We start from the raw sequence: 15,387 nt of genomic DNA on the forward strand, positions 1-15,387 counted from the left end.
TGGGCGGATGGGAAAGTCCAGGAACGCCCGCCGCGGGCGCGCTGCCGCCGAAGCCGTCGTCGAGGACGTCGACGGAGGCCGCGCCGAGCTGGTGCCCGACCGGGACCGGCCGCGGGCCTGGACGCTGCTGATCGACGGTGCCCCGCAGTCGCACGTCGACCTCGACGACCCGGCGTACCTCTCCTTCGAGTACCAGCGCCGCATCGGCCACGTCATCGACCTGACCGCCCCGCCCGGCAGACCCCTGCGGGCCGTCCACCTCGGCGGCGGCGCCCTCACCCTCGCCCGCTACGTCGCCGCCACCCGCCCCCGCTCCACCCAGCAGGTCGTCGAGCGGGACGCCGCCCTCGTCCAACTGGTCCGGCGGGAGCTGCCGCTGGACCCCGGCGCGCGGATCCGGGTGCGCTCCACCGACGCCCGCGCCGGGCTGGCCAAGGTGCCCGACGGCTGGGCGGACCTCGTCGTCGCGGACGTCTTCGGCGGGGCCCGCACCCCGGCCCACCTGACCTCCACCGAGTTCCTCGACGAGGTGCGGCGCGCGCTCGCGCCCGGCGGGGTCTACGCCGCCAACCTGGCCGACGGCCCGCCGCTCGCCCACCTGCGCGGCCAGATCGCCACCGCGGCCGCCCGGTTCGCCGCACTCGCCCTCGTCGCCGACCCGGCCGTACTGCGCGGCCGACGCTTCGGCAACGCGATCCTGGTCGCCGCCGACCACCCGCTGCCGGTCGCCGAACTCACCCGCCGTGCCGCCTCCGACCCGCACCCCGCGCGCGTCGAGCACGGCCGTGCGCTCACCGACTTCGCCGGCGGCGCCCACCCCGTGACGGACGCGGCGGCGGTGGACTCGCCCGCGCCGCCGGAGTCCGTGTTCAAGTGAGTCTCCGCCGGCTGCCGACCGCGGCGGTTCAGTAGCTGCCGATCTCCACCCGCGGCGGCCCGTCGTGCCAGGTGCAGAACACCGAGACCCGGTCGGCGCCCGAGGTGAACTCCACCCGGATCCACGACTCCGTCTTCCACACCTGCATCGACCAGCCCGTCCCCGGCGTCGCCGACACCAGCGACGCGGACGACGTCCCGAGGTCGAAGACCGCGCGGCCCCCGTCCGTGTCGTAGCTCTTGACGTCACCGGACGTGTCGGGCGCGGGGCTCACCGGGTCCTCGGGCGGCGCGGTGGACGGCGTGGTGCGCGCCGGGGCGGGGCCGGGTTCGCGCGACGTCCCGCTCGGCGTCGGCGACGCGCTGCCCGACGACGGCGACGCCGAGGGGGCGGGCGAGGGCCGGCTGGTGGACGACGCCAGGGACTCCCCGCCGTCGCCCTCCCCGCCCCGCACGCTCGCGTCGGCCGCCGTGATCGGCAGTGCCCGGGGCGCGTCGTAGGCCGTGCCCGCCATCACCGTGTGGACGCCCCACCACGACAGGGTGACCGCGGCGCCGGTGGCGAGCAGCCAGGCGATCACGTGGACGAGTCCTCTGCGCATCGCGGCCATACTGCCTCACCCGCCCCACGCGTGTCGCGCGAACGGGGTGTGGCGCCGGGCCGGGCGGAGTTGTCCACAGGCCCGGACCGGGTTGGTCCGCATGGCGTACGGTGCCGCCCATGGCAAGTGTGCTCGTGGTCGAGGACGACCAGTTCGTACGCTCGGCGCTCATCCGGCAGCTGACCGACGCCTCGCACACCGTGCGCAGCGTGGGCACGGCGCTGGAGGCGCTGCGCGAGGTCGCCCATTTCCGGTTCGACGTGGTGATCCTGGACCTCGGACTGCCCGACCTGGACGGCTCCGAGGCACTCAAGATGCTGCGCGGCATCACCGACGTCCCGGTGATCGTCGCCACCGCCCGGGACGACGAGGCGGAGGTCGTACGGCTGTTGAACGCGGGCGCGGACGACTACCTCACCAAGCCGTTCTCCGTCGAGCACCTGTCCGCCCGGATGGCGGCCGTACTGCGCCGCGCGCGCGGCGGCCCCGCGGAGGCGGCGCCGCCGACCGTCCTGCGGGTCGGCGGCCTCACCGTGGACCCGCTGCGCCGCCAGGCCGAACTGGACGGAACGGCACTGGACCTGACCCGCCGCGAGTTCGACCTGCTCGCCTTCCTGGCCGGCCGGCCCGGGGTGGTCGTGCCCCGCAAGGAACTGCTCGCCGAGGTCTGGCAGCAGTCCTACGGCGACGACCAGACCATCGACGTCCACCTGTCCTGGCTGCGCCGCAAACTGGGCGAGACCGCGGCCCGGCCGCGCTATCTGCACACCCTGCGCGGCGTCGGCGTGAAGCTGGAGCCACCGCGACTGGAGCCACCACGATGAGATGGGCCCTGGTCAAGGTGTCGCTGGCGGTCACCGCGATGGTCGTGGTCGCCTTCGCCGTTCCGCTCGGACTCGTCATCCGGGAGATGGCCCGCGACCGCGCCTTCTCCAACGCCGAACGGGAGGCCGCCGCCGTCGCCCCGGCCCTGTCCATCACCACCGACCGCGAGCAGCTGGAACGCGTCGTCGCCTCCGCCGGTTCGGACGCCGGGATGGCCGTGCACATACCGGCGCCCGGTGACTGGAGCGGGGGCGCCACCGACATCGGACGGCAGCGGGCCACCGACGAGGACATCGCCGCCGTACGGCGGATGGGGCGGGCCTCCACCACCGAGGTGGGCGGCGGCTCCACCCTGCTCCAGCCGGTCGCGCTCAGCTCCGGCGAGATCGCCGTCGTCGAGGTGTACGTGCCCGAGTCCGAGGTGACCAACGGCGTCGGCACGGCCTGGGCGGTGCTCGCCGCGGTCGGCGCCGCCCTGATCGTCGGCTCGGTCGCGGTCGCCGACCGGCTGGGCGTCCGGATGGTGCAGCCGGCCCGGCGCCTGGTCGAGGGCGCGCACGAGCTGGGGGAGGGCAGGCTCGGCGCGCGGGTGCCCGTGGAGGGGCCGGACGAACTGCGGCGCGCCGCGGTCGCGTTCAACTCCATGGCCGACCAGGTCGTCCAGCTCCTCGCCAACGAACGGGAGCTGGCCGCCGACCTGTCCCACCGCCTGCGCACCCCGCTGACCGTGCTGCGCCTCAACGCGGCCTCGCTCGGCGACGGCCCCGCCGCCGAGCAAACCCGGGCCGCCGTCGAACAGCTGGAGCGCGAGGTCGACACGATCATCCGCACCGCCCGGGACGCCAAGCCGCAGACGGCCGTCGCCGGGCCCGGCGCCGGGTGCGACGCGGCCGAGGTGGTCCGGGAGCGGATGGGGTTCTGGTCGGCACTGGCCGAGGACGAGGGCCGCAAGTGGCGGGTGGCCGGCGCCGACCGGCCGGTGCGCATCCCCGTGGCCCGCACCGACCTGGCGGCCTCCCTCGACGCGCTGCTCGGCAACGTCTTCCGGCACACCGCCGAGGGCACCGCCTTCGCCGTCGACCTGCACAACGGCGAGGACGCGGTGATCGTGCTCGTCTCCGACGCCGGCACCGGCATCGCGGACCCCGAGGCGGCGATGGCTCGCGGCCGGGGTTCGGGCACCGACGGGTCGACCGGGCTCGGCCTGGACATCGTGCGCCGGATGGCGGAGTCGACCGGCGGCGACGTCCGCATCGGCGCCTCCGTGCTGGGCGGTACCGAGGTGCGGATCTGGATCCAGCTGGACGGGCGGACGGCGCCGGCCCGGCGCGGGCACCGGGGTGCCGTACGCCGACGCAGACAGAGCCGTGCACCGGCACCGGCGGCCCCGGCCGGCCGCGACCATTAATCGGTCCCGATGCCTTCCTTAAGCCCACCCTAAGATCGCCAACCCCCGCCCGGATCAGCCTCTTTGCCCGATTCCGGGTCGCTAGCGTGCTGCCGCACCCCCACCCCGCCCCCGTCGGCCCGCCGCCGGGGGCACCGTGAACAGCGAAGGCAGGCACGTCATGCGCACGCACCGACGCAAGGTCAGTGGCAGGAACAAGGCGATCGGCGCCCTCGTCGCGGCGGCCGTGGCCGGCGGCGGGGCGCTGCTGTTCACCAGCACCGCCCAGGCGGCCTCGGTCGGTGCCGCGTACACGAAGACCAGCGAGTGGTCGACGGGCTACACCGCGCAGTACGTCGTCACCAACAACAGCGGGCAGACGAAGGCCGACTGGACCCTGGAGTTCGACCTGCCCTCCGGTGCGAAGCTCGGCTCGCTGTGGAACGCCGAGTCGAAGGCCGACGGGCAGCACGTCACCGTGACGCCGCCCAAGTGGGACACGGACGGGCTGAAGGCCGGCGAGTCGGTCACGGTCGGCTTCGTCGTCAACGGCACCGCCGACCCGACCGGTTGCCTCGTCGACGCCGCCGCGTGCTCGACGGACGACGGTGCCACCCCCGAGCCCGGCGGCCGCCCCACCGACCCCCCGGCCCCGACGCCCACGCCGACCCCCACGGCAACCGACAGCACGGAGCCGGCGCCGACCGGCACCCCCACCCCTCCGGCGCCCACCGGCACCCCGGGCGACGGCACCGCGGCGGGCGCCGGCTTCGCGCCGTACGTCGACACCTCCCTCTACCCGGCCTTCGACCTGCTCGCGCACTCCGCGGCGACCGGCGTCAAGGAGTACAACCTCGCCTTCGTGACCGACGGCGGCGGCTGCACCCCCAAGTGGGGCGGCGTCACCGACCTCGGCAGCGACGCGGTGGCCAACCAGATAGGCGCCCTGCGCGCCGAGGGCGGCGACGTCCGCGTCTCCTTCGGCGGCGCCTCCGGCTCCGAACTGGGCACCACCTGCACGTCGGCCGACGCGCTGGCGGCGGCGTACGGCAAGGTCGTCGACGCGTACAAGCTCACCAAGGTCGACTTCGACGTCGAGGGCGGGGCGCTGCCCGACACGGCCGCCAACACCCGGCGTGCCCAGGCGATCGCCGCGCTCCAGAAGCAGCACCCCGGCCTGGACGTCTCCTTCACCCTCCCGGTGATGCCCGAGGGCCTCACCCAGGCGGGCGTCGACCTCCTCGCCGACGCGAAGGAGAACGGCGTGGGCATCGACGCCGTCAACATCATGGCGATGGACTACGGCCCCGCGTACAGCGGCGACATGGGCACCTACGCCGAGCAGGCCGCCACCGCCACCCAGGCGCAGATCAAGGGCGTCCTCGGCCGGTCCGACGCGGACGCCTGGAAGACGGTCGCCGTCACGCCGATGATCGGCGTCAACGACGTCGCCTCCGAGGTCTTCAAGGTGGAGGACGCCACCCAGCTCGTCAAGTTCGCGAAGTCCAAGGGCCTGGGCGCGCTGTCCATGTGGTCCGCGACCCGAGACAAGGCCTGCGCCGGCGGTCCGAAGCCGTCCGCCGACGCCACCTGCAGCTCCGTGGACCAGGAGCCGAACGCCTTCGCCAAGGCCCTCGCCGCCTACAAGTAGGGCAGGGCCCCTTCCCGCAGGGCCGGGCCCCACACCGGCCCTGCGAGCGGGGCGCGGCATCCCCCCCGTGGGATGCCGCGCCCCGCCACCGCCCGTGTGCCGCCCCCCGAGGGGCTACTCGGCGGCGTCCACCGGCGGGAGCGTCCCGGTGCGGGCCGCCCGCCCGTACCACAGGGCGCTCGACTTCGGGGTGCGCTGCTGGGAGGCGTAGTCGACGTACACGGCGCCGAAGCGCTTCTCGTAGCCGTAGGCCCACTCGAAGTTGTCCAGCAGGGACCACAGGTAGTAGCCGCGGACGTCCGCTCCGTCGGCGATGGCCTGCCGGACCGCGGTGAGGTGGCCGTTCAGGTAGGCGACCCGGTCGGGGTCGTGCACCGTGCCGTCCGCGCCGGGCTTGTCGTCGTAGGCGGCGCCGTTCTCGCTGATGTACAGCGGCATGCCGGGAGCCTCGCGGTTGTACCGCATGATCAGCTCGTGCAGGCCGGTCGGGTCGACGGTCCAGCCCATCTCGGTGCGCTCGCCGGGCGGCTGGTGGAAGGCCACGTCCTCCGCGGCGGGCCAGGGCGAGTGGTCGCTCGCGCCGTGGCCGTCGGCGCGGGGGGCGCGCGAGTCGGCGTCGGCCGCCGACACCACCGTCGGCGTGTAGTAGTTGAGGCAGATCGCGTCGATCGGCTGGCGGATCTGTCCCAGGTCGCCGTCCTGGACGAACGACCAGTCGGTGAGCGGTGCCGTCGCCTCCAGCAGGGTCTGCGGGTAGGCGCCGTGCAGGATCGGACCGTGGAAGATCCCGCCGGACAGGTCGTCGATCTTCCGCGCCGCCGCCAGGTCCGCCGGGCTCTGCGACAGCGGCCGTACGACGGACGTGTTGAGGCTGATCGCCACCGAGTTGCGGGCCGGCATCACCGAGCGCAGCGCGACCGTGCCGAGGCCGTGCGCCAGGTTCAGGTGGTGCGCGGCGCGCAGCGCGGCCGCCGGGTCGGTGCGGCCGGGGGCGTGCACACCGGAGGCGTAGCCCAGGAAGGCGGCGCACCACGGCTCGTTGAGCGTGATCCACTGCTCCACCCGGTCGCCGAGCGCCTCGCCCACGATCTGCGCGTACTCGGCGAACCGGTACGCCGTGTCCCGCTCGGGCCAGCCGCCCGCGTCCTCCAGCTCCTGCGGCAGGTCCCAGTGGTAGAGGGTGACGGCCGGCTTGATCCCGGCGGCCAGCAGCTCGTCCACCAGACGGCGGTAGAAGTCCAGGCCGCGCTGGACGGCGGGGCCGCGGCCGGTCGGCTGCACCCGGGGCCAGGAGATGGAGAAGCGGTAGGCACCGAGGCCCAGGTCCTTCATCAGCGCCACGTCGTCGCGGTAGCGGTGGTAGTGGTCGACGGCGACGTCACCGGTGTCCCCGCCGGCCGTCTTCCCGGGGGTGTGGCTGAAGGTGTCCCAGATCGACGGGGTGCGGCCGTCCTCCCGTACCGCGCCCTCGATCTGGTACGCCGAGGTGGCGGCGCCCCACAGGAAGGCGGGGGGGAAGGTCACCGGGGTCACCGGCGTTGCGGACTCAAGCATGGAAGCGCTCCCATAGCAGGTCGTGGCGGGTCCGGGCGGGTCCCGGGGGGACCGGCCGGAGGACCGACGCGCTGGACCGACGAGTAAGAAGGACGAGGGGGGAAAGGGGGGCCGGGGCGGTGGCCCGGCCCCGAAGGTGAGGGGTCAGCCCTTGACGGCGCCCTGCATGATGCCGCCCACGATCTGCTTGCCGAAGATCGCGAACACCAGCAGCAGCGGCAGCGTGCCCAGCAGCGCACCGGCCATGATCAGGGACTGGTCCGGGGTGTAGCCGCGGCCCAGTCCGGCGAGTGCGACCTGCACGGTCGGGCTGCCGTTCTGCGTCAGCACCAGGAACGGCCACAGGAAGTCGTTCCAGGACTGCACGAACATCAGCATGCCGAGCACGGCCATCGCGGGCCGCGCCGCCGGGAACACCACGTGCCACATCACACGCCAGCTGCTGGCGCCGTCCACGCGCGCGGCCTCGATGATCTCGTCGGGCAGCGCCTGGAGCAGGTACTGCCGCATGAAGAACACGCCGAACGCGTTCACCAGGGACGGCAGGATCACCGCCTGCAACTGGTCGGACCAGTCCAGCTTCGCGACCATCATGTACAGCGGGATGATGCTGAGCTGCGGCGGCACCATCATCGTGCCGACGACGATCAGCATCAGCGCGTTGCGCCCGCGGAAGCGCAGCTTGGCGAAGGCGAACCCGGCGACCGTCGACAGGAAGACGATGGTGCACGCCGAGATCCCGGCCACGATGGTGGTGTTGAGGAACGCCTCGCCGAGGTTGGCGTCGTTCCAGGCGATCTCGAGCTTGTCGAACAGGTTGCCGCCGAACCAGAGGGGCGGCGGCGTCTGGGCGAGCCGCTGGTTGTCGCGCGAGGCGGCGATCGCCGTCCACACCAGCGGGAACAGCGAGCCGATGGTGAACAGGGCGAGGATGATGTAGGCGACCGGCCCGGCGTGCAGCGTGCCGCCGGCCCGGGATGCCTTGGAACGTCGTCGGCCCCGCCGGGGCGGCTCGGGTGCCGCGTCGGCCGGGGGTTTCGTCATGGTCGTCGTCACGGCCGGTTCTCCTTAACTACTGGCGCGCAGCCGGCGCGAGATGACGGCGTTGAGGACCCCGATCACGATCAGGATCAGGAACATCGCCCAGGCGATCGCGGAGGCGCGGCCCAGGTGCTGGTTGACCCAGCCCTGCTCGTACAGGTACAGGCCGAGCGTCTGGAACTGGTGCTGGGAGCCGCCCGAGGCGCCCTTGTTGGCGTCGAAGAGCAGCGGCTCGCCGAAGACCTGCGAGGCGCCGATGGTCGACACGACGACCGTGAACAGGATCGTGGGACGCAGCGAGGGCAGCGTCACGTGGATGAACTGCCGCCAGCGGCTGGCGCCGTCCAGCGCCGCCGACTCGTACAGGTCCTGCGGGATCGCCTGCATCGCGGCCAGGTAGATCAGCGCGTTGTAGCCGGTCCAGCGCCAGATGACGATCGTGGACACGGCGAACTTGGACGACCACGAGCCGTTCTGCCAGTCGATCTTGTCCAGGCCCACCAGGTCGAGGACCCAGTTGATCATGCCGTAGTCCCGGCCGAAGAGCAGCACGAAGACCAGCGAGGCCGCGGCGATCGACGTCGCGTATGGCGCCAGCATCACGACCCGGTAGAAGGTCGAGGCGCGCAGCTTGTAGTTGAGGATGTGCGCGAGGCCCATCGCCATCAGCAGCTGCGGCACCGTCGAGATGACGCCGATCCACAGTGTGTTCTTCGCGGCGTTCCAGAAGAACTCGTCGTCGAAGATCCGGGTGTAGTTGTCCAGACCCGTCCACTGCATGTCGGTGGGCGCGGTCAGCTCCACCGTGTGCAGCGAGGCCCAGCCGGTGTAGATCAGCGGGAACAGGCCGAAGGCGAGGAAGAGCAGGAAGAACGGCGAGACGAACGCGTACGGGCTCCAGCGCATGTCCCGCTGCCAGCGGCGGGAGAGCTTGGCCCGCTTCCTGCGGTCCGCCTCCGCGGACGCCCTGCCGCCGGGCGGGCGGCCCGGGGCCGCGCCCCCCTTGACGGGGGACGCGGCGGTGTCGTGCCGGGTGGTCATTCCGGTCACTTCTCCAGGTTGTTGTCGATGGTCTTCACGGCGTTGTCCCACGCGTCCTCGGCCGACTTGCCCTGGGTGACGAGGATGACGCCGTTGTCGGTCAGACCCTGCTGGACGATCTGGTCCTTCGGGCCGATCACCTGGGTCGGGATCTGCTCCGCGGCCTTGGCGAACAGCTCGCCGATCGGCGCGTCACCGGTCATGTCGTTCTTGCCGCCGGTCACCTGGGGGAGCTTGTACGCGGCGGGCGCGCTCGGGAAGCTGCCCATCTTGGAGAAGAGCTTGGCCTGCTGCTCGGGCGCGGTCAGCCAGGTGACCAGCTTCTGGGCCTCCTTCACGTGCTTGCCGCTCTTGGGCACGCCCAGGAAGGTGCCGCCCCAGTTGCCGGCCTTCGGGGCCTGGGCGACGTCCCACTTGCCGGCGGAGTCCGGCTGGGACTTGGCCTTGATGGTGCCGAGCATCCACGGCGGGCAGGCGACGGTGGCGAACAGGCTGTTGGAAATGGTCTGGTCCCAGGCCGGCTGGAACTGGGTCTGCGACTGGACCAGACCCTTCTCGGCCGCCTCGGCGGTCAGGTCGAAGGCGTCCTTGACGGCCGGGTTGGTCTTGTAGATGACCTTGCCCGAGGCGTCGTAGAACTTCTCGTCCTCACTGCTGAGGATGGCGTTGATCAGACCGCCGGGGGAGTCCATGAAGTAGGTGTCCTTGCCGGCACCCTTCTTGTACTTCTCGCCGGCCTCGATGAACTTGTTCCAGTCACCGGCCCACAGCTTGGAGACCTCTTCGCGGTCGGTCGGCAGGCCGGCCTTCTCGAACAGGTCCTTGCGGTAGCAGATGGCCATCGGGCCGATGTCGGTGCCGAGACCGATCGTGGCGCCGTCCTTGGTGGTGGCCTGCTGCCACTTCCAGTCGAGCCAGTTGGCCTTCTGGACGCCCGCGGCCTTGGACATGTCCTCGAACTTGTCCGCCTGGGTGGCGACGACCTCGGCGATGTTGCCGACCTCTATCGCCTGCACGTCCTGGAGGCCGCTGTTGGTGGTGAGGTGGTTCACCAGGGCGGGGTAGTAGTTCTCGTTCCGCTCGGTGACGTTCTCCTCGATGTTGATGTCCGGGTTGAGCTTCTCGTACTCGTCGTAGAGACCGGCTTCCTTGAAGCCCATCGTCCCGAACAGACCGAGGGTGATCGTGGTCTTGCCGCTGCTGTCGCCCGACGACGAGCTGTCCTCGTCGTTCCCGTCGTCGGCACAGCCGGCCAGCAGCCCGGCGCCCAGCGACGCGATGGCCGCCATGACCACCACCCTGCGGGCCGATCCTCTGCGTGCTGCTCGCATTGCGTCCTCCTGTTGCCCTGACGTGCCGACCCCCCGGCCAACTACATGGTTGGACCCGCTGCTTCATGTGTTTCGTTCGTTGCTGCGGCTCGGGCGGGGAACGTGCGGGATGTGTATGTGCCAGGTAGTGTGGGAGCGCTCCCACAAGTGATGTGTTGAAGAGTCGTCGGTCCGGGCGGGGGTGTCAAGGGAACGGACGCGACGAATTGCGTTCAGTTATCGGCCTGTTAACTGGACGTTGCGAGCGGCGCTGAGACACCTCCCGTACGGCGGGGGAGGGGCCGGAGTCGGTCATTACACCCGACCGGCCTGTTAAATTCCAGGCCAGCCGCAGAGTGCGGGGGTGACGACGGGAGGCGGAGCCGATGGCAAGCCACGGAGTGCGTGGTCGGAGCGGTGGCCGGCCCACCCTCGAAGAGGTGGCGGCACGCGCGGGCGTCGGCCGCGGCACGGTCTCCCGCGTGATCAACGGCTCGCCGCGGGTCAGCGACGCGACCCGGGCGGCCGTCGAGGCGGCGGTCGCGGAACTCGGGTACGTCCCGAACACGGCGGCCCGAGCGCTGGCGGCCAACCGCACGGACGCGATCGCCCTGGTGGTGCCGGAGCCGGAGACGCGGTTCTTCGCGGAGCCGTACTTCTCGGACATGCTGAAGGGCGTCGGCTCCGAGCTGTCCGAGACCGAGATGCAGCTGCTGCTGATATTCGCGGGCAGCGACCGGGAGCGGGAGCGGCTCGCCCAGTATCTGGCGGCGCACCGGGTGGACGGCGTCCTGCTGGTCTCGGTGCACGCCGACGACCCGCTGCCCGACCTGCTGACCCAGCTGGAGATCCCCGCGGTGATCAGCGGCCCGCGCTCGGCCGCGGAACCGCTGGCGTCGGTGGACTCGGACAACTACGGCGGCGCCCGCTCGGCCGTCGAGCACCTGCTGTCCCGAGGGCGCGGCCGCGTCGCCCACATCACCGGTCACCTCGCCGTCTACGGCGCGCAGCGACGCGTCGACGGCTACCGCGACGCCCTGCGCGAGGCGGGCCACGAGGTGGACGAGGGACTGATCGAGCCGGGCGACTTCACCGAGGAGGGCGGACGCCGCGCGATGGCGGAGCTGCTGCGCCGCCACCCCGACGTGGACGCGGTCTTCGCCGCCTCCGACGTCACCGCGGCGGGCGCCGGGCAGGTCCTGCGCGAGGCGGGCCGGCGCATCCCGGACGACGTGGCGCTGGTCGGCTACGACGACTCGGCCATCGCCCGCCACATGGAGCCGCCGCTGACCAGCGTGCGCCAGCCCATCGAGGAGATGGGCCGCGCGATGATCGACCTGCTGCTGACCGAGATCGCCGACCGCCGCCCGGCCGCCTCGCGCGGCCTGGAACGCCACCAGGTGGTGCTGGCGACGGAACTGGTGGAGCGCAGGTCGTCGTAAGGGGGGTGTGCGCCCCCCGGCAACCGCCGGCGGGGTACGCCCTTTGGCAACCGCTGACGGGGGTGCACCCCCCGGGCAACCGCCGACGGGGTGCACCCCCCGGCAACCGCCGGCGCCGACGACGCCCGGGCCGCCACCATCGACGGCCACGGCACGTCCGTCGACCTCGCCGGGTCCGTACGGAGCCGTCACGATGTGTGTCGGGGGGCCTGTACCTGCTGGTGCTGCTCGTACGGGAGGGGCGGCGCGGGCTCTGGGCGGGGGCCGGCTGCCGGAGGCTCTCGGAACGCCGGAAGCATCCGGAGCACCGGAAGCTTGTGGAACGCCGTCAGCCGGTGACCTTCGCGAAGGTCACCGGCTGACGTATCAGGGTGAGTGACGGGACTTGAACCCGCGGCATCCTGGACCACAACCAGGTGCTCTACCAGCTGAGCTACACCCACCAAGGCCGGTGCTCGAATCCCGCATGGCGGGTTTCCCGACCGGCTGAGAAAAAGTGTACAGGGTCCGAAGGGGTGCTCGCGCCCGGCTTTCCGGACGCGGCCGCCCGGCGGGCCCGCGCCCCTAACCGGCGGATACGACGTGCTTCGCGGCGATCGCCCGGGCCTTGTCGGAGTCGGGGCCGGGCTGCGGGACGAAGACCGCCTCCCGGTAGTAGCGGAGTTCGGCGATGGACTCGCGGATGTCGGCGAGCGCCCGGTGGTTGCCGTTCTTCTCCGGGCTGTTGAAGTACGCCCGCGGGTACCAGCGGCGGGCCAGCTCCTTGATCGAGGAGACGTCGACGATCCGGTAGTGGAGGTAGCCCTCCAGCGTCGCCATGTCCCGCAGCAGGAAGCCGCGGTCGGTGCCGACCGAGTTGCCGCACAGCGGGGCCTTGCCCGGCTCCTTCACGTGCTCCCGCACATAGGCCAGGACCTGGGCCTCGGCGTCCGCCAGGGTCGTGCCGCCGTCCAGCTCCGCGAGCAGCCCGGACGCGGTGTGCATCTCGCGCACCACCTCCGGCATCGTCTCCAGGGCCCGCTCCGGCGGGCGGATCACGATGTCGACGCCTTCGCCGAGGATGTTCAGCTCGGAGTCGGTGACGAGGGCGGCAACCTCGATGAGCGCGTCGTCGGACAGCGAGAGGCCGGTCATCTCGCAGTCGATCCACACCATGCGATCGTTCATGCGGGCCACTTTACGGTGGGCGCCTGTTTATCGGGCCCCCGGCGTCGGTGCGGGCGTCACGGGGGCTGCCGCCCCCGAACCCCCGCTTCGGCCCTGAACGGGCCTCGTCCTCAAACGCCGGACGGGCTGAATTGCCCTGCCCGGCATCGGACGGGAACGCCGAAGGGGCTGAGTGTGCCCTGCCCGGCATCGAACGGGAACGCCGAAGGGGCTGAGTGTGCCCTGCCCGGCATCGGACGGGAACGCCGGACGGGCTGAGTGTGCCCCGCCCGGCATCGGACGGGAACGCCGGACGGGCTGAGTGTGCCCCGCCCGGCATCGGACGGGAACGCCGGACGGGCACGCTCGGCCCGTCCGGCGTTCGAGGGAGCCGTCTGCTCACCTCACGGCGCGCTGCGCTGGCCCGGGACGCTGGCCGCGCCCGCCGGCATCGGGGTGGCGGTGCGGCGGGTCTGGAACGGGACCGCGTTCTCCGGGGCGAGGGAGGCCGGCGGGTCGGACGGGGGCAGCGGACGGGAGGCGCCCGCGGCCGCGGTGTCCGGGTCCGGCTGGCGGTCGCCCTGGGGACGGCGCGCCCGGTAGGCCGCCCGGTAGGCGGCCGGGGACGAGCCCAGCTGGCGGCGGAAGTGGCCGCGCAGGGCCACCGGGGAGCGGAAGCCGCAGCGCCCGGCGACCTCGTCCACCGAGTAGTCCGACGTCTCCAGCAGGCGCTGCGCCTGGAGCACCCGCTGGGTGATCAGCCACTGGAGCGGGGCGCTGCCCGTCAGCGAGCGGAACCGGCGGTCGAAGGTGCGGCGGCTCATGTAGGCGCGCGCGGCCAGCGTCTCCACGTCGAACTGCTCGTGGAGGTGCTCCAGCGCCCAGGCGACGACCTCGGCGAGCGGGTCGGCGCCGATCTCCTCCGGTAAAGACCTGTCGAGGTAGCGCTCCTGGCCGCCGCTGCGGCGCGGGGGGACCACCAGCCGGCGGGCCAGCGCACCGGCCGCCTCGTTGCCGTGGTCCGTGCGCACGATGTGCAGGCACAGGTCGATCCCGGCCGCGGTGCCGGCGGACGTCAGCACGTCGCCGTCGTCCACGAAGAGTTCGCGCGGGTCGACGTGCACCGACGGATAGCGCTTGGCCAGCGTCGGCGCGTACATCCAGTGCGTGGTGGCGGGGCGGCCGTCCAACAGGCCGGCCGCCGCGAGGACGAAGGCGCCCGTGCACAGTCCGACTATGCGCGCCCCCTCCTCGTGCGCCCTGCGCAGTGCGTCGAGTGCTTCCTCCGGCGGCGGCGAGGTGATCGACCGCCAGGCCGGCACGACGACCGTGCCCGCGCGCGAGATCGCCTCCAGTCCCTGCGGCGCGGTGAGTTCCAGGCCCCCCGTGGTCCGCAGCGGGCCGTCCTCGCCGGCGCACACCAGCAGCCGGTAGCGCGGCACGCCGGCGTCCTGGCGGTCGATCCCGAACACCGACAGCGGTATGGAACTCTCGAAGATGGGGCCGCCGCTGAACAGCAGCACCGCGACGATCTCCTTGCGGCGTCGCCCGGACAGCTTCCGGGCCGCGGCTTCCGGCGCGGCGGTGGAGTCGTGGCTCATACTGCTAAGCCCCCCTCGGTGGTCGCGGCGCCCTTCACCCTTCGGGTCTGTCGCTCCAACACGTTTCCCCTCGGTCCTGCACGAGTCCCCCGCCGTAGACGGTCAAGATCGAATCTACTGTGTCCCGCCGCGCCGAGGTGGCCGGTTCGGCACTTGGGACATTGTCGACATGGCAACTTGGCGTGAAGCAGTCGATCACGAAGCGTTGCACTCCCGGGCGCCCCTGGGAAGTACGCCTTGTGTCAGTGGCCAATCCCCGTAGGGTGCGAGGGGGGCCCGAGACCCTGTCCGTGCAGGTGGAACGGGGGTTTGGGGGTGGTGAGGGGCATGGATGAGCCACGTGCGGAAGTTGGCTGAAAAGAAGCGGAACTGTGCGCGGAAACCGGTCAGTCGACCGGTGCTTTTTCCCCAGCGTGCCGCCCGCCCCTGCGTACCTGCCGCCCGCGTCCGCGCGCCCGCTGCCGGGCCGCGACCCGCTCGGAACGCCGCAGCAGCAGACGGCACGCGGCGGTGACGGCGGCCAGGCCGAAGGCCGTGCCGGCGGCGCCCGCGAAGGAGGCGCCGTACCAGAGGAGCGCCACCGGGACGAGGAAGCAGCTGAACGCCGCCCACCGGACGAGATCGGTGACGCCGTCCCGGTCGGGTGTGCCGGACGTCGGGTCGGCGGGACGGTGCGGTCCTGACACGGGTGCTCCCTGGGGTGGCGGCACGGGGATCAACGCCCGTGAGCCGCCTCGGTCACGACGGGGCACGACCGGTCACGGACAGTTGAATCCTGTGCAAACCGCCTGTACAGAGCAGCAACCATTGCGTTACGGGCGCCCTCTCGGGCATGCTCCGGTGAATCCCGCGGGGACCCCCTGCGAGATCTGGGCGAAGGAGGCGTGCCGCCGTACCCTTGGGGGTATGGG

The 15,387-nt window shown here is 72.3% G+C and carries 13 protein-coding genes and 1 tRNA gene; 5 read left to right on the top strand and 9 right to left on the bottom strand.

What is annotated here, in order from left to right:
• Positions 1-7: 7 nt before the first annotated feature.
• Positions 8-877, top strand: coding sequence for a spermidine synthase (locus tag R2E43_RS24190; RefSeq protein WP_011028594.1), 870 nt, complete (start codon positions 8-10; stop codon positions 875-877).
• A 28-nt stretch (positions 878-905) separates the two neighbouring features.
• On the opposite strand, the gene R2E43_RS24195 is transcribed toward R2E43_RS24190, so the two are convergent.
• Positions 906-1,478: a hypothetical protein gene (locus R2E43_RS24195; protein ID WP_161270050.1), complete on the bottom strand. Its 573-nt coding sequence runs from the start codon at positions 1,476-1,478 to the stop codon at positions 906-908.
• A 119-nt stretch (positions 1,479-1,597) separates the two neighbouring features.
• On the opposite strand from R2E43_RS24195, the gene R2E43_RS24200 reads away from it, so the two are divergent.
• The 3 genes from R2E43_RS24200 to R2E43_RS24210 all read left to right on the top strand — a co-directional run bounded on the left by R2E43_RS24200 (position 1,598) and on the right by R2E43_RS24210 (position 5,341).
• Positions 1,598-2,302, top strand: a complete 705-nt coding sequence (locus R2E43_RS24200) for a response regulator transcription factor (protein ID WP_016326297.1) — start codon at positions 1,598-1,600, stop codon at positions 2,300-2,302.
• Positions 2,299-3,711: a sensor histidine kinase gene (locus tag R2E43_RS24205; protein ID WP_030866476.1), complete on the top strand. Its 1,413-nt coding sequence runs from the start codon at positions 2,299-2,301 to the stop codon at positions 3,709-3,711. The genes R2E43_RS24200 and R2E43_RS24205 overlap by 4 nt, the downstream gene beginning before the upstream one ends.
• 160 nt (positions 3,712-3,871) lie before the next feature.
• Entirely contained in the window at positions 3,872-5,341 is a 1,470-nt protein-coding gene (locus R2E43_RS24210) for a glycoside hydrolase family 18 protein (RefSeq protein WP_189283043.1), read from the top strand.
• Between the two features lie 114 nt (positions 5,342-5,455).
• Here the strand turns inward: R2E43_RS24210 and R2E43_RS24215 are convergent, their stop codons facing one another.
• The 4 genes from R2E43_RS24215 to R2E43_RS24230 all read right to left on the bottom strand — a co-directional run bounded on the left by R2E43_RS24215 (position 5,456) and on the right by R2E43_RS24230 (position 10,308).
• The gene (locus R2E43_RS24215) at positions 5,456-6,895 is read right to left on the bottom strand and encodes a GH1 family beta-glucosidase (protein WP_003976002.1); all 1,440 of its coding nucleotides are present in this window, start codon (positions 6,893-6,895) and stop codon (positions 5,456-5,458) included.
• A 144-nt stretch (positions 6,896-7,039) separates the two neighbouring features.
• Complete coding sequence (locus R2E43_RS24220; protein ID WP_011028591.1) at positions 7,040-7,951, bottom strand: carbohydrate ABC transporter permease; 912 nt, start codon at positions 7,949-7,951, stop codon at positions 7,040-7,042.
• Positions 7,952-7,963: 12 nt separating this feature from the next.
• Positions 7,964-8,977 carry a carbohydrate ABC transporter permease gene (locus R2E43_RS24225; RefSeq protein ID WP_011028590.1) on the bottom strand — a complete coding sequence of 338 codons (1,014 nt, stop codon included), beginning with the start codon at positions 8,975-8,977 and terminating at the stop codon, positions 7,964-7,966.
• A 5-nt stretch (positions 8,978-8,982) separates the two neighbouring features.
• Positions 8,983-10,308 (bottom strand): ABC transporter substrate-binding protein, encoded by a 1,326-nt coding sequence (locus tag R2E43_RS24230; RefSeq protein ID WP_011028589.1) that lies wholly within the window; start codon positions 10,306-10,308, stop codon positions 8,983-8,985.
• Positions 10,309-10,673: 365 nt separating this feature from the next.
• Here R2E43_RS24230 and R2E43_RS24235 point away from each other — a divergent pair, with 365 nt between their 5' ends.
• The gene (locus R2E43_RS24235; RefSeq protein WP_003976006.1) at positions 10,674-11,729 is read left to right on the top strand and encodes a LacI family DNA-binding transcriptional regulator; all 1,056 of its coding nucleotides are present in this window, start codon (positions 10,674-10,676) and stop codon (positions 11,727-11,729) included.
• A gap of 370 nt (positions 11,730-12,099) precedes the next feature.
• On the opposite strand, the gene R2E43_RS24240 is transcribed toward R2E43_RS24235, so the two are convergent.
• The 4 genes from R2E43_RS24240 to R2E43_RS24255 form a co-directional block, all read right to left on the bottom strand.
• Positions 12,100-12,172, bottom strand: a tRNA-His gene (locus R2E43_RS24240).
• Between the two features lie 121 nt (positions 12,173-12,293).
• Positions 12,294-12,896, bottom strand: a complete 603-nt coding sequence (gene orn, locus R2E43_RS24245) for an oligoribonuclease (protein ID WP_093456209.1) — start codon at positions 12,894-12,896, stop codon at positions 12,294-12,296.
• A 383-nt stretch (positions 12,897-13,279) separates the two neighbouring features.
• The gene (locus R2E43_RS24250; protein ID WP_038534819.1) at positions 13,280-14,476 is read right to left on the bottom strand and encodes a helix-turn-helix domain-containing protein; all 1,197 of its coding nucleotides are present in this window, start codon (positions 14,474-14,476) and stop codon (positions 13,280-13,282) included.
• A 386-nt stretch (positions 14,477-14,862) separates the two neighbouring features.
• Positions 14,863-15,162, bottom strand: coding sequence for a hypothetical protein (locus R2E43_RS24255; protein WP_191849570.1), 300 nt, complete (start codon positions 15,160-15,162; stop codon positions 14,863-14,865).
• Positions 15,163-15,387: the final 225 nt, after the last annotated feature.

This window comes from Streptomyces violaceoruber (assembly GCF_033406955.1).
Lineage (GTDB): Bacteria > Actinomycetota > Actinomycetes > Streptomycetales > Streptomycetaceae > Streptomyces > Streptomyces violaceoruber.

What these genes read in the sequence shown, in the direction of transcription:
- R2E43_RS24190 (WP_011028594.1), top strand. Translation starts at nt 8, where the DNA reads ATGGGAAAGTCCAGGAACGCCCGCCGCGGGCGCGCTGCCGCCGAAGCC.
- R2E43_RS24195 (WP_161270050.1), bottom strand. Translation starts at nt 1,478, where the DNA reads ATGCGCAGAGGACTCGTCCACGTGATCGCCTGGCTGCTCGCCACCGGC.
- R2E43_RS24200 (WP_016326297.1), top strand. Translation starts at nt 1,598, where the DNA reads ATGGCAAGTGTGCTCGTGGTCGAGGACGACCAGTTCGTACGCTCGGCG.
- R2E43_RS24205 (WP_030866476.1), top strand. Translation starts at nt 2,299, where the DNA reads ATGAGATGGGCCCTGGTCAAGGTGTCGCTGGCGGTCACCGCGATGGTC.
- R2E43_RS24210 (WP_189283043.1), top strand. Translation starts at nt 3,872, where the DNA reads ATGCGCACGCACCGACGCAAGGTCAGTGGCAGGAACAAGGCGATCGGC.
- R2E43_RS24215 (WP_003976002.1), bottom strand. Translation starts at nt 6,895, where the DNA reads ATGCTTGAGTCCGCAACGCCGGTGACCCCGGTGACCTTCCCCCCCGCC.
- R2E43_RS24225 (WP_011028590.1), bottom strand. Translation starts at nt 8,977, where the DNA reads ATGACCACCCGGCACGACACCGCCGCGTCCCCCGTCAAGGGGGGCGCG.
- R2E43_RS24230 (WP_011028589.1), bottom strand. Translation starts at nt 10,308, where the DNA reads ATGCGAGCAGCACGCAGAGGATCGGCCCGCAGGGTGGTGGTCATGGCG.
- R2E43_RS24235 (WP_003976006.1), top strand. Translation starts at nt 10,674, where the DNA reads ATGGCAAGCCACGGAGTGCGTGGTCGGAGCGGTGGCCGGCCCACCCTC.
- orn (WP_093456209.1), bottom strand. Translation starts at nt 12,896, where the DNA reads ATGAACGATCGCATGGTGTGGATCGACTGCGAGATGACCGGCCTCTCG.
- R2E43_RS24250 (WP_038534819.1), bottom strand. Translation starts at nt 14,476, where the DNA reads ATGAGCCACGACTCCACCGCCGCGCCGGAAGCCGCGGCCCGGAAGCTG.